Origin of the sequence: Pseudomonas jinjuensis (assembly GCF_900103845.1) — a bacterium.
Lineage (GTDB): Bacteria > Pseudomonadota > Gammaproteobacteria > Pseudomonadales > Pseudomonadaceae > Pseudomonas > Pseudomonas jinjuensis.
In genome coordinates, this window is sequence record NZ_FNIJ01000021.1 from 83,100 (window position 1) to 104,216 (window position 21,117).

General features: G+C 67.4%; 14 protein-coding genes. 8 read left to right on the forward strand and 6 right to left on the reverse strand.

Annotated elements, in window-relative coordinates:
- From selO to BLR75_RS23840, 4 genes are all read right to left on the reverse strand, one after another.
- On the reverse strand, nucleotides 1–1,461 hold the full coding sequence (gene selO / locus BLR75_RS23825) for a protein adenylyltransferase SelO (protein WP_084314534.1): 1,461 nt from the start codon (nucleotides 1,459–1,461) through the stop codon (nucleotides 1–3).
- Between the two features lie 73 nt (nucleotides 1,462–1,534).
- Nucleotides 1,535–4,900 (reverse strand): mechanosensitive channel MscK, encoded by a 3,366-nt coding sequence (mscK, locus tag BLR75_RS23830; protein ID WP_084314535.1) that lies wholly within the window; start codon nucleotides 4,898–4,900, stop codon nucleotides 1,535–1,537.
- Between the two features lie 172 nt (nucleotides 4,901–5,072).
- Complete coding sequence (locus tag BLR75_RS23835; RefSeq protein WP_084314536.1) at nucleotides 5,073–6,815, reverse strand: potassium/proton antiporter; 1,743 nt, start codon at nucleotides 6,813–6,815, stop codon at nucleotides 5,073–5,075.
- Nucleotides 6,816–7,139: 324 nt separating this feature from the next.
- Nucleotides 7,140–8,957, reverse strand: a complete 1,818-nt coding sequence (locus BLR75_RS23840; RefSeq protein ID WP_084314537.1) for an acyl-CoA dehydrogenase — start codon at nucleotides 8,955–8,957, stop codon at nucleotides 7,140–7,142.
- Between the two features lie 136 nt (nucleotides 8,958–9,093).
- Between BLR75_RS23840 and BLR75_RS23845 the strand changes: the two genes are divergently transcribed.
- From BLR75_RS23845 to BLR75_RS23880, 8 genes are all read left to right on the forward strand, one after another.
- Entirely contained in the window at nucleotides 9,094–9,948 is an 855-nt protein-coding gene (locus tag BLR75_RS23845) for a 23S rRNA (adenine(2030)-N(6))-methyltransferase RlmJ (RefSeq protein WP_084314538.1), read from the forward strand.
- A gap of 209 nt (nucleotides 9,949–10,157) precedes the next feature.
- Entirely contained in the window at nucleotides 10,158–10,973 is an 816-nt protein-coding gene (locus tag BLR75_RS23850; protein ID WP_084314539.1) for a DUF364 domain-containing protein, read from the forward strand.
- Nucleotides 10,974–11,022: 49 nt separating this feature from the next.
- The gene (locus BLR75_RS23855) at nucleotides 11,023–13,035 is read left to right on the forward strand and encodes a TonB-dependent receptor plug domain-containing protein (protein ID WP_084314540.1); all 2,013 of its coding nucleotides are present in this window, start codon (nucleotides 11,023–11,025) and stop codon (nucleotides 13,033–13,035) included.
- Between the two features lie 49 nt (nucleotides 13,036–13,084).
- Nucleotides 13,085–13,615, forward strand: a complete 531-nt coding sequence (locus BLR75_RS23860) for a DUF2478 domain-containing protein (RefSeq protein ID WP_084314541.1) — start codon at nucleotides 13,085–13,087, stop codon at nucleotides 13,613–13,615.
- Nucleotides 13,612–14,682: an ABC transporter substrate-binding protein gene (locus tag BLR75_RS23865; protein WP_084314542.1), complete on the forward strand. Its 1,071-nt coding sequence runs from the start codon at nucleotides 13,612–13,614 to the stop codon at nucleotides 14,680–14,682. Before BLR75_RS23860 ends, BLR75_RS23865 begins: the two co-directional genes overlap by 4 nt.
- Nucleotides 14,679–15,701, forward strand: a complete 1,023-nt coding sequence (locus tag BLR75_RS23870; RefSeq protein ID WP_245726188.1) for a FecCD family ABC transporter permease — start codon at nucleotides 14,679–14,681, stop codon at nucleotides 15,699–15,701. Before BLR75_RS23865 ends, BLR75_RS23870 begins: the two co-directional genes overlap by 4 nt.
- Complete coding sequence (locus BLR75_RS23875) at nucleotides 15,698–16,477, forward strand: ABC transporter ATP-binding protein (RefSeq protein ID WP_084314543.1); 780 nt, start codon at nucleotides 15,698–15,700, stop codon at nucleotides 16,475–16,477. Before BLR75_RS23870 ends, BLR75_RS23875 begins: the two co-directional genes overlap by 4 nt.
- Nucleotides 16,464–17,261, forward strand: a complete 798-nt coding sequence (locus BLR75_RS23880) for a class I SAM-dependent methyltransferase (RefSeq protein WP_084314544.1) — start codon at nucleotides 16,464–16,466, stop codon at nucleotides 17,259–17,261. Before BLR75_RS23875 ends, BLR75_RS23880 begins: the two co-directional genes overlap by 14 nt.
- A gap of 21 nt (nucleotides 17,262–17,282) precedes the next feature.
- Here the strand turns inward: BLR75_RS23880 and msrA are convergent, their stop codons facing one another.
- Together msrA and BLR75_RS23890 are read right to left on the reverse strand one after the other, a co-directional pair.
- Entirely contained in the window at nucleotides 17,283–17,930 is a 648-nt protein-coding gene (msrA, locus tag BLR75_RS23885; protein ID WP_084314545.1) for a peptide-methionine (S)-S-oxide reductase MsrA, read from the reverse strand.
- A 100-nt stretch (nucleotides 17,931–18,030) separates the two neighbouring features.
- On the reverse strand, nucleotides 18,031–20,712 hold the full coding sequence (locus tag BLR75_RS23890; protein ID WP_084314549.1) for a putative bifunctional diguanylate cyclase/phosphodiesterase: 2,682 nt from the start codon (nucleotides 20,710–20,712) through the stop codon (nucleotides 18,031–18,033).
- Nucleotides 20,713–21,117 lie beyond the last annotated feature (405 nt).

The window sequence follows — 21,117 nt, forward strand, 5'->3', positions numbered from 1 at the left end:
TCAGGACGAGCAGCTGATCTCCAGATGCTTGCCCCACTCCGGCGGGCGTTCCGCATAGCGTTCGTTCCCCGGCTGTTCGTCGAACGGCCTCATCAGCACGTCATACAGCTCGCGAACCGGGGCGTAGTCGCCCTGTTCCGCGGCAGTGATCGCTTCCTGGGCCAGATAGTTGCGCAGCACATAGCGCGGGTTGACCGCATGCATGCGCACGCGCCGCTGCTGCTGGTCGCCGCCATCGCGTTCGACACGGGCGCTGTATTCGCTGCCCCAGGCATCGAACCCAGCCAGATCGACGAATTCCTCGCGTAGCCGCACCAGCGCTTCGGCGGGCGCGCTATCGCCCAGTTCGCGGAAGAAGCGGCTGTAGTCCACGCCGCCGTTCTGCATCAGCTGCAGCAGGCGCTGCACCAGTTCCTCGTCGCCATCCTCGGCGCTGGTCAGGCCGAGTCGGCGGCGCATCAGGTCGAGGTAGTGCGCCTGGTACAGCGGCAGGAACAGGCCGAGGCTGGCGCGCAGTTCGTCCACCTCGACGAAGGGCGTCAGCGCCTGGCCCAGCGCCGCCAGGTTCCAGTGGGCGATCGGCACCTGGTTGCTGAAGGAGTAGCGCCCGGCATCGTCCGAGTGGTTGCAGATGTGCCGCGCGTCGAAGTCGTCGAGGAAGGCGTAGGGGCCATAGTCGAAGGTGATGCCGAGGATCGACATGTTGTCGGTGTTCATCACTCCGTGGCAGAAACCGTACGCCTGCCACAGCGCGATCAGCTCGGCGTTGCGCTCCACCACTTCGCGGAAGAACGCGGCGTAGGGCTGCTCCTGCTCCAGGCAGTGCGGGAAATGGCAGCGCAGTACGTGCTCGCCGAGCTCCTTCAGGCGCTCGGGCTGCTGGGTGTAGTAGAAGTATTCGAAGTGGCCGAAGCGCACGTGGCTCTGCGCCAGGCGCAGCAGCATCGCGCCGGTTTCGCGGGTTTCCCGCCATACCGTGGTGCTCGATCCCGTCACGCACAGCGCACGGCTGGTGGGGATGCCGAGGGCATTGAGGTGTTCGCTGGCGAGGAATTCGCGGATCGATGAGCGCAGCACCGCGCGACCGTCACCCATGCGCGAATAAGGCGTCTGGCCGGCGCCCTTGAGGTGCAGGTCCCAGTGTTCGCCGGCGTCGTTGACCACCTCGCCCAGCAGCAGGCCACGGCCGTCACCGAGGCGCGGGTTGTAGGCGCCGAACTGGTGGCCGGAATAGACCATCGCCCGCGGCTCGGCTTCCGCCCACAGCTTGTGCCCGGAGAACAGCTCGGCGAATACCGGGTTGTCGGCTTCCGCCGGATCGAGATCGAGCAGGGTCATCGCCGCCGGGCTGGCGATCACCAGCCGCGGCTCGGCGATGGGATCGGGCAGCACTTCGGTGGAGAAGGCATCGCCCAGGCGGGCGTAGCGGTTGTCGAAAACCAGATCGTCGAGCTTCTTCAAGTTGGGACTTTTCCACATGGAAAACGAGACAAGTCCGAGTATTGTGCTCGGACTTGTCTGAAGGCGTCCAGATTCAGGACTTCTCGGCGCCCGGCTTGAGCTGCTGCAATTGCACGGGCTGGGCCTGGACCTGCGGCTGGCTCTGTGGCTTGCCGATTATCAGCTGGGCTTCCTGGCCCTGCAGGTTCTTGACGAACACGTCGACCTGGTTGAACGCCATGTCGACGCCGGCCTCGCGGAAGGCCAGGGCGATCTTCGTCAGTACCTCGTCCACCGCCGGGTTGCGGTCGCCCAGCTCGCGCACGTGGAAGCGCAGCTCGAAGTCGAAGGTGCTGGCGCTGATCATGGTGAAGTACAGGGTCGGCTCCGGGTCGCGCAGTACGCGGGGGTTGGCGCGCACGGCGTCGGTCATGATCTTGCGCGCCAGGGTCAGGTCGCTTTCGTAGGCCAGGCCGATCTTGATGGTCACCCGGGTGATGGTGTCGCTGAGCGACCAGTTCACCAGCTGGCCGGTGATGAAGGTCTGGTTCGGGACGATGATTTCCTTGCGGTCGAAGTCGGTGATGGTGGTGGCGCGGATGCGGATCCGGCTCACCGTGCCCGACAGGTTGCCGATGGTCACCACGTCGCCGATCCGTACCGGACGCTCGAAGAGGATGATCAGGCCGGAGACGAAGTTGGAGAAGATCGCCTGCAGGCCGAAGCCGAGGCCCACGGACAGCGCGGCGACCAGCCACTGCAGCTTGTCCCAGCTGACGCCGAGGGTGGACAGCGCGCTGACGATGCCGATGCCGCTGATGCTGTAGGACAGCAGGGTGGTCATGGCGTAGGCGCTGCCCTGGGCCAGGGTCAGGCGCTGCAGCACCAGCACTTCCAGCAGGCCCGGCAGGTTGCGCGCCAGGGCCGCGGTGACGCCGGCGATGACCAGCGCGGTGAGCAGGTCGCCGAGGCTGATCGGCGAAGTGGTGGCGGCTTCGCCGCTGCCGCTGGTGAATTGGTAGAGGGTGACGTTGTCGAGGTAGGAGACCACGCTGATCAGGTCCGCCCACACCCAGTACAGCGCCACCACGAAGCCGATCAGCAGGCCGAGGCGGATCAGGCGCATCGACTGCTCGTTGATCTGCTCGATGCCGAGGGTCGGTTCCTCCAGCGTCTCGCCGCCTTCCGGGCCTTCCTTGGGCTGCGCCTGGCGCTTGGCCTGGGCGCGCTGGTAGGCCAGGCGGCGCGCGGCGACGCTCATGCCGCGGACGAAGGCCGCCTCGATGACGATCCAGATCAGCAGCAGGTAGAGGGTGTCGATGAGCCGGTCGGTGAGCTTCAGCGCGGTGTAGTAGTAGCCGAAGCTGACCGCGAGGAAGAGCGCGATCGGCAGCGCGGTGAAGGCCAGGCCGACGATCATCTTGATCATCGACGGGCGGTCGGTGGACGGGCGCTGGAACAGCAGCTTGGCGAGCAGCCAGGTCATCGCCGCATAGCCGAACAGCACCACGCCGATGCCGATCACGTCGTCGGCGAGGCTGGCCGGCTGGTGCTCGGCGACGGTGACCACGGCGACCAGGAACAGCACCACCACGCCCAGCTTGCGCAGCAGCTTGCCGAGGAACTGCACCTGCGCCTGGCTCCAGTGGAAATGCCGCTCGGCGATGCCGCCGGGGCGCAGGATGCCGTGGGCGGTGTAGAACACCAGCCAGACCTGGGCCATTTCCAGCAGCGCGCTGCCGAGGGTGGCGTTCTGTCCGCGCGCGTCCATCAGCAGCGCCAGGCCGGCGATGGCCAGGCCCAGCGCGCCGGGCAGGGCGAGCAGGAACACCAGCAGCAGGGCCAGCGGCGTGTGCATCTGGCCGTCGCGCTTGAAGTGGCCGATGTCGTCGTTCAGCGAGGCCAGCTTGTCGTAGAGGAAACGGCGCTTCCACAGCAGCACCGCGACCAGCAGCAGCAGCGGGAGGAACAGCAGCGGCTGGTCGATCAGGCCTTCGCCGACTTCCCGGATCGCCGAGCCCCAGGGCACTTCGGCGAGCTGGTGGCTGAGCAGCAGCGGGGCGATCTTGAACCAGGACAGGTCCAGCGGCCGGTTGCTGGGAATCCAGAACATCTGCTCGTCCAGCGTGGCGCGCAGCTTGGAGCTGGTGTCCATCAGCTGCTTCTGGCTCAGCTGCAGCGTGATGGCCTCGTTGAGCACGGCGTTCAGCTCGTGGTTCAGCCGGTCCATCAGCTCGCCGCGGGTGGTCAGCACTTCGGTCAGGTGCTGGCGCAGCGCGGGGGTGAGGTTTTCCTCGGGTTTCTGGGCGAACTGGTTGTCGATGTAGAGCTGGATGTCGCTCAGCTCGTCGCGCCTCTGGTTCAGCTCGAACTGGTAGAGGCGCAGGTCGGCGATCTCGTCGGCGAGCTTCCGGTCGGTCGTGATCACCGGCAGCGTCTGCTTCTGCTGGTAGAGGATCTTCGACAGCAGCAGACTGCCGCGCAGCACGCCGATCTGCTGTTCGAGGGTCTGCTCGCCCTGGGTCAGGTTGTCCAGCTGCTGCTTGGCTTCGAGATTGGCGCGGGTCAGCTGGTTGAGGCGGTCGGTGGTGCGCAGCAGGTAGTCGGAAAGCTTCAGGTTGGTGGCGTTTTCCTGGCTCAGCAGGCTGTCGGTGCCGCTGCCCTGGCTGCTGTCCTTGGCCAGTTCGGCAACGGTCTTTTCCGACTGCTCACGGCGCTTCTCGCTGATCATCCCCTGCAGTTCCAGGGTCTCGCGCTCTATCCGGGCGATGCGTTCGCTGAGCAGGTCGCGCTGGCTGTTGGCCAGGTCGAGCAGCAGGTTGTTGCCGGCCAGCTCCTGGCGCAGCAGCTGGTTCTGCGCGGTCAGCGCGGCCTGCTCGGCGAGCAGTTCGTTGCGCTGCTCGGCGCCCAGCGGCTTGCCGTCTTTCTTGCCGGCCTTGAGCACGGTGCCGATTTCCAGCAGGCGGGTCTGGTTGACGCTGATGTCGGCCTGGGCGCGTTCCGGGCGGGTCTGCGCGGTGAGGATCTGCCCCCTGGCTTCGGCCAGCTGTTTCTGCCAGTCGGCCAGTTGGCTGCTCTGCTGGTTCAGCAGCATTTCCAGCTGGGTGGCGTTGTAGCCGCTGTAGCGCTGGATGGCCGGCTGCACCAGGGTGGCGCGCAGGCGCGTCAGGTCGCGCTGGTTTTCGGTGATCAGGCGCGGCGCGTCGGCCAGGCGGCCTTTCAGCTCATCCAGCTGCTTGTCGCTGGCGCTCATGGCCTGCAGCAGCTTGAGGGTATGTTCGAGGCTGGCCTTGAGCGGCTGCAGCTCGGCTTCGGCGAGCTTGCGGTCGGCAAGGCCGTCAAGGCTCTTCTGGACCTCCTCGGCGGTCGGCAGAGCGGGATCGGCCGCCACGGCGGGCAGGCCGGCGAAGGTCCCGCCGAGGAGAATGACGGTAAGGAAAAAACGCAGCAGGAATGGCATGGTCGCGTTCAGCGGCTCTCGGGGCGATGAATGAAGCGTAGTGTGCCCCTCGCGGCCGGCAAGCCGGCGTCGGCGGAGGCGTGGCGCAGATTGTAAGCCCGGCGGCGACCCGTGGATGCGTTCGCTGACGGCGCGCGCAAACGGGCGCCCTGGGGCGGATCGTCGCGGTGTGCTAGAGGAACAGGCCGGGGCCCGGGCGTCCTTCGGGGAATTTGACCCCCACCTTGCGAATCTTGTTCCCTTCCAGGGCGGCGACCGTCCAGGTCAGGCCGTTCCACTCGACCTGGTCGCCGACGATCGCCTGGCCGCCGATCTCGTGGGCGATGAAGCGTCCCAGCGACTGCTCGCCGTCGACGCCTTCCAGCTTCAGGCCGTAGAGCGCCGCCACGGCGGACAGCTGCGCATCGCCTTCGAGGACGAAGTCGCCGAAGAAGCGCGCACTCAGGCCGCGGTCCGGCGCCTGGCTGAACAGCTTGCCGAGGGACGACAGGTCATGCTCGTGGCCGATCACGCAGAGGATGTCGTCGGCCTCGAGGATGGTGCTGCCGGACGGGTGCAGCAGCTGGGTGCCGCGGAACAGCGCGGCGATGCGCGTGCCCTCGGGCATCTTCAGTTCGCGCAGGGCGGCGCCGATGCACCACTTTTCCTTGCTCAGGTGATAGACGAACAGCTCCCACTGGCTGGTCGGGTGGACCTCCAGGCCGGCGCGGGAGATCGGCGCCGGATCCGGCGGCACCACCACCCGCAGCAGCCTGGCGGCCCAGGGCAGACTGGTGCCCTGCACCAGCAGCGAGATCAGCACGATGAAGAAGGCCACGTTGAAGAACAGCTGGGCGTTCGGCAGGCCGGCCATCAGCGGGAACACCGCGAGGATGATCGGCACCGCGCCGCGCAGGCCGACCCAGGCGATGAAGGCCTTCTCGCGGCCGTGGAAGGCGCGGAACGGAGCCAGCCCGACCAGCACCGACAGCGGCCGCGCGACGATGATCATCCACAGCGCCAGCGCCAGGGCGGGCAGGACGATCGGCCACAGGTCGTGGGGCGTGACCAGCAGGCCGAGGACCAGGAACATGCCGATCTGCGCCAGCCAGGCCATGCCGTCGAGCATGTGCAGGATGCCGTGGCGCGAGCGGATCGGCTTGTTGCCGAGCACCAGGCCGCACAGATAGATGGCGAGGAAGCCGCTGCCGTGCACCGTATTGGCCAGGGCGAAGATCACCAGACCGCCGCTGATCAGCAGCAGCGGGTAGAGCCCGCCGGCCAGGTTCATGCGGTTGATCACCTGCAGCAGCAGCCAGCCGCCGCCGATGCCGAGGATCCCGCCGATGCCGAACTCGCGCAGCAGATGGCCGAGGAATTCCCAGTCCAGCCCGCTCTTGCCGTGGGCGAGCATGTCGATCAGGGTCACGGTGAGGAACACCGCCATCGGGTCGTTGCTGCCGGACTCGATCTCCAGGGTGGCGGTGACCCGTTCGTTCAGGCCCTTGCCGCCGAGCAGGGAGAACACCGCCGCGGCGTCCGTGGAGCCGACGATGGCGCCGATCAGCAGGCCCTCCATCCAGCTCAGGTGGAACAGCCAGGCGGCGGCCATGCCGGTCAGCCCGGCGGTGATCAGCACGCCCACCGTCGCCAGCGACAGCGCCGGCCAGAGCGCCACGCGGAAGCTCGCCACCCGCGTGCGCAGGCCACCGTCGAGGAGGATCACGGCGAGCGCCAGGTTGCCCACCAGGTAGGCCAGGGGATAGTTGTTGAAGCCGATGCCGCCGGGGCCGTCGGTGCCGGCGATCATGCCGACGGCGAGGAAGATGACGAGGATGGGGATGCCGAGACGCGAGGAGAGGGAGCTGACCAGGATGCTCATGCCTACCAGCACCGCACCGATCAGGAAGTAGGTATTGACGGCTACGGCATCCAAGGCGGCAGTCTCCGGGCGGCGGGTTCAGGAATGAGCGGGAAAGCGGCTGCCGGAAATGATGCAGACCGTGTGCCAGCCGATTCTAACCTGCGGATTTGCAAGGCTGTCAAAGGTTGTTGCAGACGGTCCCGCGGTGGCGCAGACAGGCCCTTTCATGGTTCCCACGCTCCCGCGTGGGAACCCATCCGGGGACGCTCCGCGTCCCATCGACGCGGGAGCGTCGAGGGCGGCATTCCCACGCAGGAGCGTGGGAACGATCAAGGCGGGCTCCCCGGAAACGAAAAAAGCCCCGGTGCGTGGCCGGGGCTGGAGGAACATGCGGGACTAGAACCAGGGATCCTGCATGTCGAGACAGGTGTCGTCGCGGGCTTCGAGCAGGGCCAGTTCGTGGTGGCAGGCCGGCACTTCCCAGGTCAGGAAGTAGCGCGCCGCCTGCAGCTTGCCGCGGTAGAAGTCGGCGTCGGCCGGATTGCCGCCGTCGCGTTCCAGGCGGGCCAGGCCGTCGCTGGCGCGGATCGTCTGTTCCAGCCAGCGCCAGCCGATCACCGTGTGGCCGAACACCTTGAGGTACAGCGCCGAGTTGGCCAGCGCCTGGCCGGCCTGGCCCTGCATCAGGTCGCCGAGCAGCTCCAGGGTGACCTTCGACAGGTGATCCAGCAGGCGCTCCAGCGGCTCGCGCAGAACGTCCAGTTGCGGATAGCCGCTGGCGCGCTGGCAGGCGGTGTGGATCAGCCGGGTCAGCTGCTTGAGGCCGGCACCCTTGTTCTGGCTGAGCTTGCGGCCGAGCAGGTCGAGCGACTGGATGCCGTGGGTGCCCTCGTGGATCGGGTTGAGGCGGTTGTCGCGGTAGTACTGCTCCACCGGATACTCGCGGGTGTAGCCGTGGCCGCCGAGGATCTGGATCGCCAGTTCGTTGGCCTTCAGGCAGAACTCCGCGGGCCAGGACTTGACGATCGGGGTGAGCAGGTCGAGCAGTTCGTGGGCCTGCTTGCGTTCGTCTTCGCTGTCCAGGGTTTCGCAGTCGTCGACCAGTCGCGCCGAGTACAGGCCGAGGTCGAAGGCGCCTTCCACGTAGGCCTTCTGCGCCAGCAGCATGCGCCGCACGTCGGTGTGCCGGATGATCGGCACCGGCGCGGAAGCCGGGTCCTTGGCGTCCAGCGGGCGGCCCTGCGGGCGCTGGCGGGCGTAGTCCAGGGAATAGAGGTAGCCGGCGTAGCCGAGCATGATCGCGCCCATGCCGACGCCGATGCGCGCCTCGTTCATCATCTGGAACATGCAGGCCAGGCCGTGGTGCGGCTTGCCCACCAGATAGCCGACGCATGCATCGTTATCGCCGAAATTCAGTGCGGTGGAGGTGGTGCCGCGCCAGCCCATCTTGTGGAACAGCCCGGCCAGGGTCACGTCGTTGCGCGGGCCGAGGCTGCCGTCGGCGTTGACCAGGAACTTCGGCACGATGAACAGGCTGATGCCCTTCACGCCCGCCGGGGCGTCCGGCAGCTTGGCCAGGACCATGTGCACGATGTTCTCCGACAGCGGATGGTCGCCGCCGGAAATGAAGATTTTGTTGCCCTTGATCCGGTAGCTGCCGTCGGCGGCCGGCTCGGCGCGGGTGCGGATATCGGCCAGGGAGGAACCGGCGTGGGGCTCGGTCAGGCACATGGTGCCGAAGAAGCGGCCCTCGATCATCGGCTGCAGGAAGCGGCGCTTCTGCTCCTCGCTGCCGAACGCCTCGATCAGGTTGCTGGCGCCCATGCTCAGCATCGGATAGGACGCGGTGGCGATGTTGGCCGACTGGAAGTGGGCGAAGCAGGCGCGCGACAGCAGGTTGGGCATCTGCATGCCGCCCTTTTCGAAATCGCGGGTGGCGTTGTGGAAGCCGGCCCCGATGAAGGCGTCCACCGCCGGCTTGAGTTCCGCGATCACCTGCGCGGCGCCGTCGACGTACTGCGGCTCGTGCTCGTCGTTCTTGCGGTTGTGCGGGGCGAACAGCTCCTCGGCGATGCCGCGGGCGGTATCGATCGCCGCGTCGAAGGTCTCGCGGCTGTGGTCGGCGAAGCGGGGCCGGCGGGTCAGGGCTTCGGCGTCGAGCATTTCGTACAGCTCGAAGGCGAGGTTGCGGGAACTGAGCAGGGTTTCGGACATGGTCTGGCGCCTCCACAAGGATGCCGGCAGTCTAGTTTGGTGAATGAAGGCTGCCTATCAACATCCATGGGCGTGATAGAAGGCTAAAACACCCGGACTCCGGCTAAACTTCGCGTCCCAAGGAGCCTGCCCGTCCATGAACTATCGCCACGCCTACCACGCCGGCAACCACGCCGACCTGCTGAAACACATCGTCCTCGCCCGTCTGTTCGCCCTGATGGCGCGCAAGGACACGCCGTTCGCCTATCTCGACAGCCATTCCGGCGTCGGCCTGTACGACCTGTGGGGCGACGAGGCCAGCCGTACCGGCGAGTGGCAGCAGGGCATCGCCCGGCTGTGGGAGCGCGACGACCTGCCGGAACTGGTCGGCGACTACCTGCAGGCGGTGCAGGCGCTGAACCCGGACGGCCAGTTGCGCTACTACCCCGGCTCGCCGGAACTGGCGCGGCGCCTGACCCGTCCGCAGGACCGCCTGCTGCTCAACGAGCTGCACCCCGAGGACGGCCGCCTGCTCAAGTCCAACATGGCCGGCGAGCGTCGCGTGGCCGTGCACCAAGGCAACGGCTGGCACGTGCCGCGGGCCTTCCTGCCGGCGCCGGAAAAGCGCGCGGTGCTGCTGATCGACCCGCCGTTCGAGCAGGCCGACGAGCTGGAACGCTGCGTCACCGCGCTGGACGAGGCGATCGGGCGGATGCGCCAGACCGTCGTGGCGATCTGGTATCCGATCAAGGACGAGCGCCAGCTCAAGCGCTTCTACCAGGACCTGCAGAAGAGCGCGGCGCCGAAGCTGCTGCGCGCGGAACTGCTGATCCACCCCGCCGACAGCGCCGACCGCCTGAACGGCTCCGGCCTGGTCATCGCCAACCCGCCGTGGCCGCTGGAGGACGAACTGCGCAGCCTGCTGCCGTGGCTGGCGGAGAACCTGGCGCACAGCGAGGGGGGCTGGCGGCTGGACTGGCTGGTCGAAGAAGGCTCGGGCTCCAGGAAATAAGCCCCTCAAAGCCCTGGGCGGCCCCGGTGTACTGCATCCTGGCGCATCCATGGAATGCGCCTGAGGCCTGGCGGGGCTGCCGACCAGGCCGTCAAGACCTGCCTTATAGCCAATTCATATCTTTTTGCGGAGCTTGATTTCGATCAATTTCCCAATCGCTATATAGAAACGAATATAGCGCTCCGATTTACCAGGGAGCGCTATCTCTCATGCTCAACGATTTGCGGGCGGAGCTCGAATGTCAGCTGCAGGACGAACTGGGGCATCTGCGTCTGCAGTCGGTGGCGGTTGGAATCTTCTTCACCGGTGTCCAGCTTGAGAACGGTGCCACCGGATTGTGCGCAACGCCGATCAAGTCGATACCCGAGGCGGTGTGTTGTCCCAGTTCGGCGAAAGCCCTGCCGTTCGCCGGCAAGCTGAAGGGCAAGCCTGTCAGGTCCGTGCTGCAGGACCTCGAGCACACCGCTGCCTTGCGCCGCACGCTGGCCCTGGCCACGTTCAACGCGCTGGTGGAAACCCTGTGGCGGCGCAATGGCGTTCCTGCCTGCGGGTTCAGGGAAGCCGGCGACATATTCGCCGAGCTGGACCTGCAGCCGGCCGACAGGGTCGTGGTGGTTGGCGCCTTCGCGCCTTATCTGCGCGAACTGCGCAAGCGCGACCAGGACTTCCGCGTACTGGAGAAGCATCCCTCCACCCTCAAGCCCGGCGAACTGCGGCATTACGTGCCTGCGGAACATGCCTATCGGGTGATCCCGTGGGCCGATGTGGTGATCGCCACCGGCACCACGCTGCTCGACGGCAGCCTCGACCAGTTGCTGAGCTGGGCCCGCCCCGGTTCGCGGATCGCCCTGGTCGGCCCCACGGTCCCCCTGCTGCCCGGTCCTTTCATCAGGCGTGGCGTCACCCTGCTGTGCGGAGTTCGCGTGCGCCAGCCGCAGGCACTGCTCGAACTGCTCACCGAAGGAGCCTCCGGCTACCACCTCTTCGACGATCTCGCCCAGCGCATCACGCTGCGGCTGGCCTGAGTGCGCCCGCAACGAACCTGCCTATCAGTCGCTACACAAGGAGCAAGTCATGCAGTACCCAGGTCCGCTGTCGCCAGCCGGATTCCGTTTGTCTCGCGTCGTTCGCCGTGCCTGGCTGGGTGGCACGGTGGCGAGCATGGCTGTTTTCCCGCTGCCCGAAGCCCTGGCGGCGGATAGCGTCTTCGAGCTGGGCAGCGTGGTGGTCCGCGGCGAGCGCGCGCGTACGACCAGTGAGGAGGTGATAGGCGAGGAGGCCATGCGCGCGTTCAATCGCGACACGGTCAGCAGCGCGGTCAACACACTGCCGGGGGTCAACCTCTCCCACAACAGCCGCAATGAGGACATCGTCTATGTCCGCGGCTTCGATGCCCGCCAGGTGCCGCTGTTCCTGGACGGTATTCCCCAGTACGTGCCCTATGACGGCTATGTGGATTTCGCCCGCTTCACCACCTTCGACCTTGCCGAGATCCGCGTGGCCAAGGGCGCCGCTTCGCTGCTCTATGGCCCGAACATCATGGGCGGCGCGATCAACCTGGTCACCCGCAAGCCCGCGCGGGAGCTGGAGGGCAATGTGCGCATCGGCGCCGCCACCGGCAGTGAACGCAAGGTCGCCGCCAACCTGGGCTCCAACCAGGGCCTGTGGTACTTCCAGCTGGGCGCTTCGTACCTGGACGCCGACAGTTTCGCCCTGGGCCGCAGTTTCACCGACCACAAGCCAAAACCCACCGATACCGGCGACCGTCGGGAGAATGCCTATCGCACCGACAGGAAGGGTTCGCTGAAGATCGGTTTCACGCCCAACGACAGCGATGAATACGCTCTCGCCTACAGCAAGCAGGAGGGGGAGAAAGGCAACCCCGTCTATACCGGCCGCGGCAAGGGCGCCCGCTACTGGCAATGGCCCTACTGGGACAAGGAAAGCCTGTACTTCCTCAGCTCCACCGACCTGAACGATGAGCTGACCCTGAAGCTTCGCCTGTACGCGGACAAGTACAAGAACAGTATCGATATGTTCAAGGGTGCCAGCTACACGACCCTGGACGGTCCGCGCAGCATCTACGACGACAAGACCTACGGTTCGGCGGTGGAACTGGTCAGCCGTCATTTCGACGGCCATGAGCTGCACCTGGCGCTGCACTACAAGGACGACCGGCATGTCGACAAGGCGGCAGGCTCGCCGGACAAGAAGTACCGCGACGTGACCCGTTCGATCGCCGTCGAGGACCTCATCGAGATCGCCGGCGACTGGCGTCTGCGCCTGGGTGTCGACCATGAGGAACGCGAGGCGCGCCAGGTGTATTACTGGCCCACCGGCACCACCGATGCCACCAACGCCCTGGCCGAACTGGCGCACGACCTGGGGCCGGGGCTGGAGGCCTATGCCAGCGTGGCGCGCAAGTCACGCCTGCCGACCATCAAGGATCGCTACTCGGCGCGCATGGGCAGTGCCCTGCCCAATCCGGACCTGAAGCCCGAAGAGGCCCGCCACGCCGAGCTGGGCCTGCGTGGCGAGCCCTGGGACGGTAGCTACGCGGAAGCCGCGCTGTTCTACAGCCACATTCGCGATCTCATCCAGAGCGCCATCGTTCCCGGCTCGTCCTGCAGCGGCGGGAAGGAATGCAACCAGGCGCAGAACATCAGCAAGGCGCGGCACCGCGGCCTGGAGCTGTCCCTCGAGCAGGCCCTGGCGGATCGCTGGAAGATGGGCGCCGCCTACACCTATCTGGACCGCGACAACCTGAGCGATCGGGACATACCGCTCACCGACTCGCCAAGGCACAAGCTGTTCGCCCATCTGAGCTGGTTCCCCGGCGCGCAGTGGGAGCTGCAGACCACCCTCGATGCGGAACAGGGCCGGGAAGTCAGCTCGTCCGCCTCGGCATCGCGCTACGAGACGCTCGGCGGGTTCGCCATCCTCGGCGCCAAGGGCGTATGGAAGCCGCGGCCGGACCTGGCGCTGGAACTGGGCGTGAGCAACCTGGGCGACAAGGACTACGAATTCAACGAGGGCTTCCCCATGCCCGGCCGGACCCTGTTCGCCAATGCCAGCTTCGATTTCTAGATATGCGCGGATTGCGGCGGCAGCCCGTGGCCAGACAGGAGAGTGTCACATGACGGTTTTCCCTTTCGCAGCCGTTCTGCATGGCGGGCGGGACGAAGGCAACGAGTTGCTCTGGCGTTTCTGCAAGCGCCTGCAACTGGCCGGCTGGCGGGTGCGCGGCCTGCTCACCAGCCGGGGCAAGGACCCGCATGGGCGTCTGCCGATGCTGGTTCGCGACGTGCACGACGGATGCAGCTTCGCCATCTCCCAGCCGCTCGGGCCGGGTTCGCAGGCGTGCAGCCTCGATCCCGGCGGCCTTGCGCAGGCCAGCACGGTATTGCGGCGAGCGCTCGCGGAAGCGCCGGACCTGGTGCTGGTCAACCGCTTCGGGGCGATGGAAGCCAGCGGTCGAGGCTTCGCTCCCGAGATGCTGGCCCTGATGAGCGAAGGCATTCCCCTGCTGACCCTGGTGAGCCCGCAGTATCTGGCCGACTGGCAACGCTTCACCGGTGCAGCGAAGGCGGTCCTGCCCTGCGAGGAAAGCGCCTTGCTCGCCTGGGCCGATGCCCTGCCCACCCGTCCCGTGGAGGCGCTGGCGTGAGGCGCCGGCAACTGCTGCAGGTGCTGGGTTACGCGCCCTGGCTGCTGCCCGGACTGTTGCAGGCTGGCGATGGCACCCTGGCTGCCGTGTTCGGCCAGCCGCCTGCGGCGGGACGGGTGCGCCGGATCTTCGCCGCCGGTCCTCCCGCCGCGGTGCTGGTCTATTGCCTGGCCCCGGACAAGCTGCTCGGCTGGCCATGGCCACTGGCGGCGGAAAACCGCGACCTGATCGCCCCGGCGCAGCGTGACCTGCCTGTACTGGGCCGCCTGGCGGGGCGGGGCAGCACCATCTCCATGGAGACCCTGGTCGGCCTGGCGCCGGACCTGATCGTCGACACCGGTACCGCCGACGACACCTTCCTCTCGGCGAATGCCAGGGCCAGCGCGCAAACCGGAATCCCCTGCGTGAGCTTCGCGGGCCGCCTGGCGGATACGCCATCGTTGCTGCGTGAAGCGTCCGCACGCTTTGGCGTCGAGGAACGTGGCGAGCGGCTGGCGGCTCATGCGCAAGCGATACTGGAGCGCAGCCGGAATGGCTCCGGCCGTCCCGGTACGGTCTACCTGGCGCGGGGGCCGGACGGGCTGGAAACCAGCCGGGGCGGCTCCATCCATGCCGAGGCAGTCGAGCTGGCCGGCCTGGAGAATGTCGCCGCGCGGCTTGGTTCCGGCGGCCTGGCGAGAGTCTCGCTGGAGCAGTTGCTGGATTGGCAGCCGGATATCGTGCTTTGCCAGGATGCCGGATTGCAGCAGTACATTCGCCAATCCGCCCTCTGGCGGGACTTGCCGGCGGTACGCGCCGACAAGGTCCATCGCGCGCCCGCGCTCCCCTTCGGCTGGCTGGATGGCCCGCCGGGCGTCAATCGCCTGCTCGGCCTGGAATGGTTGCTGGCGCTGGTCAATCCCGGCGAGGCCGCAGCCCTGCCGGGGCGGGTCCGGGAGTTCTTTGCGCTGTTCTACTCCATGGAGCTGGGCGAAGCGCAGATTCGCCAGTTGCTGTCCAGCCACCCCCGCAATCCATACGCGGCGATTCCCGGCGGTCCCGGGGCAGCTTTCGAGGCGCTGCGATGAGCTCCGTTCCGGCAACCGGTCGTATCGGCGTCTGGGCCATGCTGGCGGGCGCGCTGCTGGCCTGCCTGCTCATCGCCCTGCTGGCCGGCAAATATCCGCTGCGTCCCGCCGATCTCTGGCAGTCGCTGGCCGCGCACCTTGGCGGCGACCCCGGGAGCGTGCCCGAACGGATCGAAACCGTGCTGTGGAATCTCCGTATGCCGCGCATTCTCGCCGCCCTGGCAGTCGGCGCCAGCCTGTCCGCGGCCGGTGCCGCGTACCAGAGCATGTTCCGCAATCCACTGGTGTCGCCCGATATCCTCGGCGTTTCGGCCGGGGCCGGGCTGGGGGCGGTCCTCGCCATCTTCCTCGGCCTGTCGTTGCCGTGGGTGCAGCTGTCGGCATTCTGCGGCGGCCTGCTGGCAGTGGCCTCGGTGTATCTGCTAGCCAGCCGGGTCGGGCGGCATGATCCGGTACTGGTCCTGGTGCTGGCCGGGGTGGCGCTGTCGGCGCTGCTGGGGGCGGGGATTTCCCTGCTGAAGGTGCTTTCCGACCCCTATACCCAGTTGGCCAGCATCACCTTCTGGCTGCTGGGCGGCCTCAATGGCGTCAGCCGGGAGGACCTGCTGGGCGCGGCGCCGCTCATGCTGTTCGGGGTGCTGCCGCTGGTCCTGTTGCGCTGGCGCGTCAACCTGCTCAGCCTGAGCGACGAGGAAGCCGCCGCCCTGGGCCTGAATATCGTCCGCACCCGGCGCCTGTTGATAGTGGCGGCAACCCTGATGACCGCCAGCGCCGTGTCCATCACCGGCATCATCGGCTGGATCGGCCTGGTCGTGCCGCACATGGCGCGGCTGCTGGTGGGCGCGGAGTTTTCCCGCCTGCTGCCTGCCAGCCTGTTGCTGGGCGCTGGCTTCCTGCTGCTCACCGATACCCTGGCGCGTACCGTGGCGGCCATGGAGCTGCCGCTGGGCATTCTCACCGCGCTGGTCGGCGCGCCATTCTTCCTGGTGCTTCTGGCGCGTGGCGGGCGCAGCGCATGAGCCGGCTGGAAGCGCGGCAACTGGCGATCGGCTACCCGGGCCGGCTGCTTGGCCAGGGCATGGACCTGCATCTGCAGCGCGGTGAAGTGCTCTGCCTGCTTGGCCCCAACGGCAGCGGCAAGTCCACCCTGTTCAAGACCATGCTCGGGCTGCTGGCGCCCCTGGGCGGCACTGTCCTGCTGGACGGACGTCCGCTGCCGCAGTGGTCCCGGCGCACGCTGGCCGGGCGCATCGGCTATGTGCCCCAGGCCCAGGGCCGGGGCTTCCCGTTCAGCGTCGAGGAGATGGTCCTGCTCGGGCGCAGTGCGCACCTGGGGGCTTTCTCCAGCCCTTCGGCGCATGATCGAAGCGTGGCCTGTGCCTGCCTGGAGCGTCTTGGCATCGCCCACTTGCGGCAACGCATCTACACCACCCTGAGCGGCGGGGAACAGCAACTGGTGCTGATCGCCCGCGCGCTGGCGCAGGAGCCTTCCCTCCTGGTGCTGGACGAGCCCACCGCCAGCCTGGACTTCGGCAACCAGATCCGCGTGCTGGAGCATATCCAGGCGCTGCGCGGGCAGGGGCTGGGCATCCTGATTTGCACCCACCAGCCGGAACACGCGCTGCGCGTGGCCGACCGTATCGCGCTGTTCCGGCAGGGCTGCCTTTTCCACTGCCGGGATGCGCTCAGCGTGGAGCGCCTGGCCTGGCTCTACGACCTGCCGGCGCAGCAGATTCGCACCCAATTGCAACTGTTTTCCGGATTGACCGGGGGGAGTGACCATGAGCCTGGATGACATCGATTTCGCCGAGCGCTACCGCCAGCACATGCGCTGCGCCGCGCACCAGCCCAAGCCGGCCGGCGCCTGGGACCGGCGGGCCAGGGAGATGAGCCGCAAGAGCCTGGGCGGCCCCTACAGCGAAGCCTTCATCGAGCGCATGGATCTCACCGGCGCGCGCAGTCTGCTGGATGTCGGCTGCGGTCCCGGGGCCATCTGCCTGCCGCTGGCCGGGCGCCTGGAGCGGGTCCATGGCCTGGACTACAGTCCGGCGATGCTCGAATGCCTGGAGAGCAACGCCCGCGAGCTCGGACTGGACAACGTGCAGCCGATCCTGCGCGCCTGGGAGGACGACTGGAGCGACGTGCCGGTCTGCGACATCCTGGTCGCCTCGCGTTCGGCCCTGGTCGCCGACCTGGATGCGATCCTCGAGCGGATCAACCGGCATGCCCGCCTGCGCGTCTACATGACCCAGCTGGTCGGCGGGCGCTTCATCGACAGCGAGATCGCCTCCGTGCTGGGGCGCGAGCTGCCACCGGCGTTCCCCGACTACATCTACACGATCAACCTGCTGTACCGGCGGGGCATCCACCCGCGCCTGGACTATATCCAGACGCCCAGCCGGCTGGCCGGCTGCGAGCGCTTCGAGGAGTTCGCCGAGAAGATCGCCTGGTCGTTCGGCAGCCTCTCCGACGACGAGCGGGTAGCCCTTCAGGCCTGGTTCCGCGCCGACCCCGAGCGCGCCCGGCGCGGTGGCGCGCCGATGCGCTGGGCTTTCGTCAGCTGGGATGTCCCGGGCTGAGCCCGGTCATTCCCGGCCGGCTCAGGCCGGCAGACAGACCCCGGTGCCGCCCAACCCGCAATAGCCATTCGGATTCTTCGCCAGGTACTGCTGGTGATAGGCCTCGGCGTAATAGAAGGGCGGCACCTCGCGGATTTCCGTGGTGATCGGGCCGTAGCCGCTGCGCGCCAGTTCGGCCTGGAAGGCGGCGTGGCTGGCGTCGATGGCATCCTTCTGGGCGTGGTCGAACCAGTAGATGGCCGAGCGGTACTGGGTGCCGGTGTCGTTGCCCTGGCGCATGCCCTGGGTCGGGTCGTGGGATTCCCAGAACACCTTGAGCAGCTTCCCGATGCTGGTTTCGCGCGGGTCGTAGACCACCAGCACCACTTCGGAATGCCCGGTCAGGCCGGAGCAGACTTCGTCGTAGGTCGGGTTCGGCGTCAGGCCGCCGGCGTAGCCGACCGCGGTGACCCACACGCCCGGCTGCTGCCAGAAGCGCCGCTCGGCGCCCCAGAAGCAGCCGAGGCCGAGGATGATCTGCTGCATGCCGGCGGGGAAGGGCGCTTCCAGCGGGCGGCCGTTGACGTAATGCGCTTCCGGCACCGGCATCGGGCTTTCCCGGCCCGGCAGGGCCTGGGCGGCGCTGGGCAGCTCCAGCTTCTGGGTCAGTATTTGCGAGCGCAGGACCATGGCATTCGTCTCCTTTTCCGGAATGTCTCTATCGTCGACGGGGTAGGCGAAAGAGAGTACAGGTTTTTGCCGGCCTGGCGACGGGCGGATGCGTATCGGTTCAGCCGGAGCGCGGCGGATAGCGGCGCAGGCGTTCCCGCAGTTCCTCGCCGGGAATCGGCCGGTCGAACAGGAAGCCCTGGCCGATGTCGCAGCGGTTGCGGCGCAGGAAGGCCAGCTGGGCAGCGGTTTCCACGCCTTCGGCGACCACCAGCAGCTTGAGGTTGTGGGCCATGGCGATCACCGCCGAGGTGATTTCCACGTCGTCCTGGTTGTCCGGGATGTCCTTGATGAAGCTGCGGTCGATCTTGATCACGTCGATGGGGAATTTCTTCAGGTAGCTCAGCGACGAGTAGCCGGTGCCGAAGTCGTCCATCGCCAGGGTCAGCCCCAGGCTCTTCAGGCGCAGCAGTTGCTGGCGCGTGTCGTCGGTGGCGTCGAGCAGCAGGCTTTCGGTGAGCTCCAGCTCCAGCTGCGCGGCGGAGACTTCCTCTTCGTCGAGGATCGCGGCGATCGAGCCGACCAGGTCGGGATCGCCGAACTGCCGCGGCGACAGGTTGATCGCCACGCGCAGATGGCCGAAGCCCTGGCCGTTGAGCTGGCGGATGCGCCGGCAGGCCTCGCGGATCACCCATTTGCCGATGGGGATGATCAGCCCGGTGTCCTCGGCGACGCTGATGAACTGCTCCGGGCCGATCATGCCCTTGCTGGGATGCTGCCAGCGCACCAGCGCCTCCAGGCCGAGCAACTGGCCGCTGCGCAGGCACAGCTTGGGCTGGTAGTGCACGGCCAGCTCGTCATGGGCCAGGGCCCGGCGCAGGTTGCTCTCGACGAACAGCTTGTTGCTGGCCTCGGCGGTCAGTTCCTCGGTGAAGGTCTGGGTGCGGTGCTTGCCGTTGGCCTTGGCCTTGTGCAGCGCCAGGCCCGCATGCTTCATCAGGGTATGCGGGTCGCGGCCATGCTGCGGCGCATAGGCCAGGCCGATGGAGCCGGTGATGCTGATCAGCTGGTTGTCGACGAACAGCGGCTTGTTCAGCACTTCCAGCAACTGCCCGGCGATGCGCTCGCTGTGGCCCGCGTTCGATTCGTCGAGGAGCACGGCGAACTCGTTGCTGGCGAAGCGCGCCAGGGTGGCGTTGTCGCCCAGGCTGCTGTTCAGCCGCCGGGCCAGGCGGGCGAGCAGCTTGTCGCCGGTCTGGTGGCCGAGGCTGTCGTTGATCCGCTTGAAGTTGTCGATGTCCACCAGCAGCAGGCTGAGCCGCTGGTCGGCGGCGGCCTGCAGGCGCTCGCTGAGGGTGTTGATGAAGAAGTGCCGGTTGGCCAGGCCGGTGAGGTTGTCGCGCCAGGCCAGCTTCTCGATGTGGCGCTGGGTCAGCTTGTTGCGCGTGATGTCTTCGTAGATGCCGATGTAGTGGGTCGGCTCGCCGTTCTCGGCGCAGACCTTGGTCAGCGACAGCTGCGCCCAGTAGGGTTCGAGGTCCTTGCGCCGGCTGCGGAATTCGCCCTGCCAGGTGGTCTGCGCGGCCAGCGCGGCCTGGGCCTCGGGCAGGCGTTCGGCGAAGCTGGCCAGCGCCGGCAGTTCCGCCAGGCGCCGGCCGCGGACCTCGTCGGCGCCGTACTGGGTGATGCTGGTGAAGGCGGGGTTGACGTATTCCAGCAGGCCGTCGCGGTCGAGCAGCAGGAAGGCGCTGGAACTCTGTTCGACGGCGCGCTGGAACAGGTGCAGGGTGCTGGAGACGCTGCGCCGCTCGTGGTTCATCAGCACGTGGGCGTACTGGTCGGCCAGTTCGCCGGCGAAGGCGATCTCGTCGCTCTGCCACTGGCGCGGCGCGCCGACATGTTCCAGGCAGAGCACCCCGACCACCTCGCCGCCGACGCGGATGCTCGCGTCGAGCAGGGAGCCGACGCCCAGCGGGCGCAGGAACTGGCTGGCCAGCTCGCGGGTGCGCGGGTCCTGCATGACGTTGTGGGCGTCGATGGCGCGGCCGCTGTTGAGCGCTTCGAGGTAGTAGGGGAAGTGGTCGGCATCGATGTCCGCCGGTTTCTCGTAGGCGCCGGTGTCGCGGCAGTAGACGGTGACCGCTTCCAGGCGGTTGCCGGCATGCAGCCGCCAGATGCCTGCGCGCGCCACGTCGTAGGTCTCGCAGGCGGCCTGGGCGATCAGCCGCGCCGCCTCCAGCAGCGGGTCGTCGGACAGGTAGCGATGCCGCGCGAGGCGCACGATGAGGTTCTGCTGGGTGCGCGAGCGCAACAGGTGCTGCAGCTGTTCTTCCTGGGCGCGCTGGTACAGCTCCAGGGACATGCGCAGGCGCATTTCCTGCTCGTCCGGCTGTGGCTCGTCGAGGGCGAGGTTCTCTTCCGGCAGCAGGTAGCCATGCAGCAGCTGGCGGCCATGGTGCTGGAAGGCCGTGCCGATCTCCAGCACGCTCAGGCAGCCCTTCGGCGTATGCAGGTTGTAGCGGACGCTGTAGCGGCGGTCCTGCAGCAGCTGCTGCTGGATCTGCTCGTGCAGCCGGTAGCGCGCCTCGGGCTCCATCAGGCTGGCGAAGGGGGCGTCGATGAGGCTGCACAGGTCTGTGGCCGAGACGCCGAACAGGCGCTCGCAGCCGGGATCGAGGAACAGCAGCGCCCAACTCGCCTCGTTGCTGCGTTCGAAGCGCAACATGCCGAGTCGCGAGGGGATGGGGAGTTGCGTCACAACCTCAGCCGCCGGTCGGGTGGCGGCATCGGGATGGCTCTTCATGCGCAGCGGGTTCCAGTGCAGGGCGAGGTGTTCGGCCTCGGCCGACTTCCATGGCAAAGCAGGGTGCATGATGTGGAATAGTCTGACAAGCCAGGTGGTTATCGGCTGTCGGACGGCGGGATTGAGGGGCGGCGGGTGACCGTTCGGCGCCTTGTTGTTTTCCCGGGGCACAGTCCCTGCAGGAGCAGCCTGTAGGAGCAACTGTCTTACATCGTCTTGATGCTTCCCCCTCACCCTAACCCTCTCCCTCAGGGAGAGGGGACCGTTCGGAGTCGCCGGGTGGCACGGCATTCACCCCGACGCCAATCTGCCCCCTCTCCCTCTGGAGCGGGGCGCGCAGCCAGGGCTGGGGTGAGGGAGCCACAACACCAGACTTTCCCGTAGGAGCGGGCCATGCCCGCGACA

What these genes read in the sequence shown, in the direction of transcription:
- mscK (WP_084314535.1), bottom strand. Translation starts at nt 4,900, where the DNA reads ATGCCATTCCTGCTGCGTTTTTTCCTTACCGTCATTCTCCTCGGCGGG.
- BLR75_RS23840 (WP_084314537.1), bottom strand. Translation starts at nt 8,957, where the DNA reads ATGTCCGAAACCCTGCTCAGTTCCCGCAACCTCGCCTTCGAGCTGTAC.
- BLR75_RS23845 (WP_084314538.1), top strand. Translation starts at nt 9,094, where the DNA reads ATGAACTATCGCCACGCCTACCACGCCGGCAACCACGCCGACCTGCTG.
- BLR75_RS23850 (WP_084314539.1), top strand. Translation starts at nt 10,158, where the DNA reads ATGCTCAACGATTTGCGGGCGGAGCTCGAATGTCAGCTGCAGGACGAA.
- BLR75_RS23855 (WP_084314540.1), top strand. Translation starts at nt 11,023, where the DNA reads ATGCAGTACCCAGGTCCGCTGTCGCCAGCCGGATTCCGTTTGTCTCGC.
- BLR75_RS23860 (WP_084314541.1), top strand. Translation starts at nt 13,085, where the DNA reads ATGACGGTTTTCCCTTTCGCAGCCGTTCTGCATGGCGGGCGGGACGAA.
- BLR75_RS23870 (WP_245726188.1), top strand. Translation starts at nt 14,679, where the DNA reads ATGAGCTCCGTTCCGGCAACCGGTCGTATCGGCGTCTGGGCCATGCTG.
- BLR75_RS23875 (WP_084314543.1), top strand. Translation starts at nt 15,698, where the DNA reads ATGAGCCGGCTGGAAGCGCGGCAACTGGCGATCGGCTACCCGGGCCGG.
- BLR75_RS23880 (WP_084314544.1), top strand. Translation starts at nt 16,464, where the DNA reads ATGAGCCTGGATGACATCGATTTCGCCGAGCGCTACCGCCAGCACATG.
- msrA (WP_084314545.1), bottom strand. Translation starts at nt 17,930, where the DNA reads ATGGTCCTGCGCTCGCAAATACTGACCCAGAAGCTGGAGCTGCCCAGC.
- BLR75_RS23890 (WP_084314549.1), bottom strand. Translation starts at nt 20,712, where the DNA reads ATGAAGAGCCATCCCGATGCCGCCACCCGACCGGCGGCTGAGGTTGTG.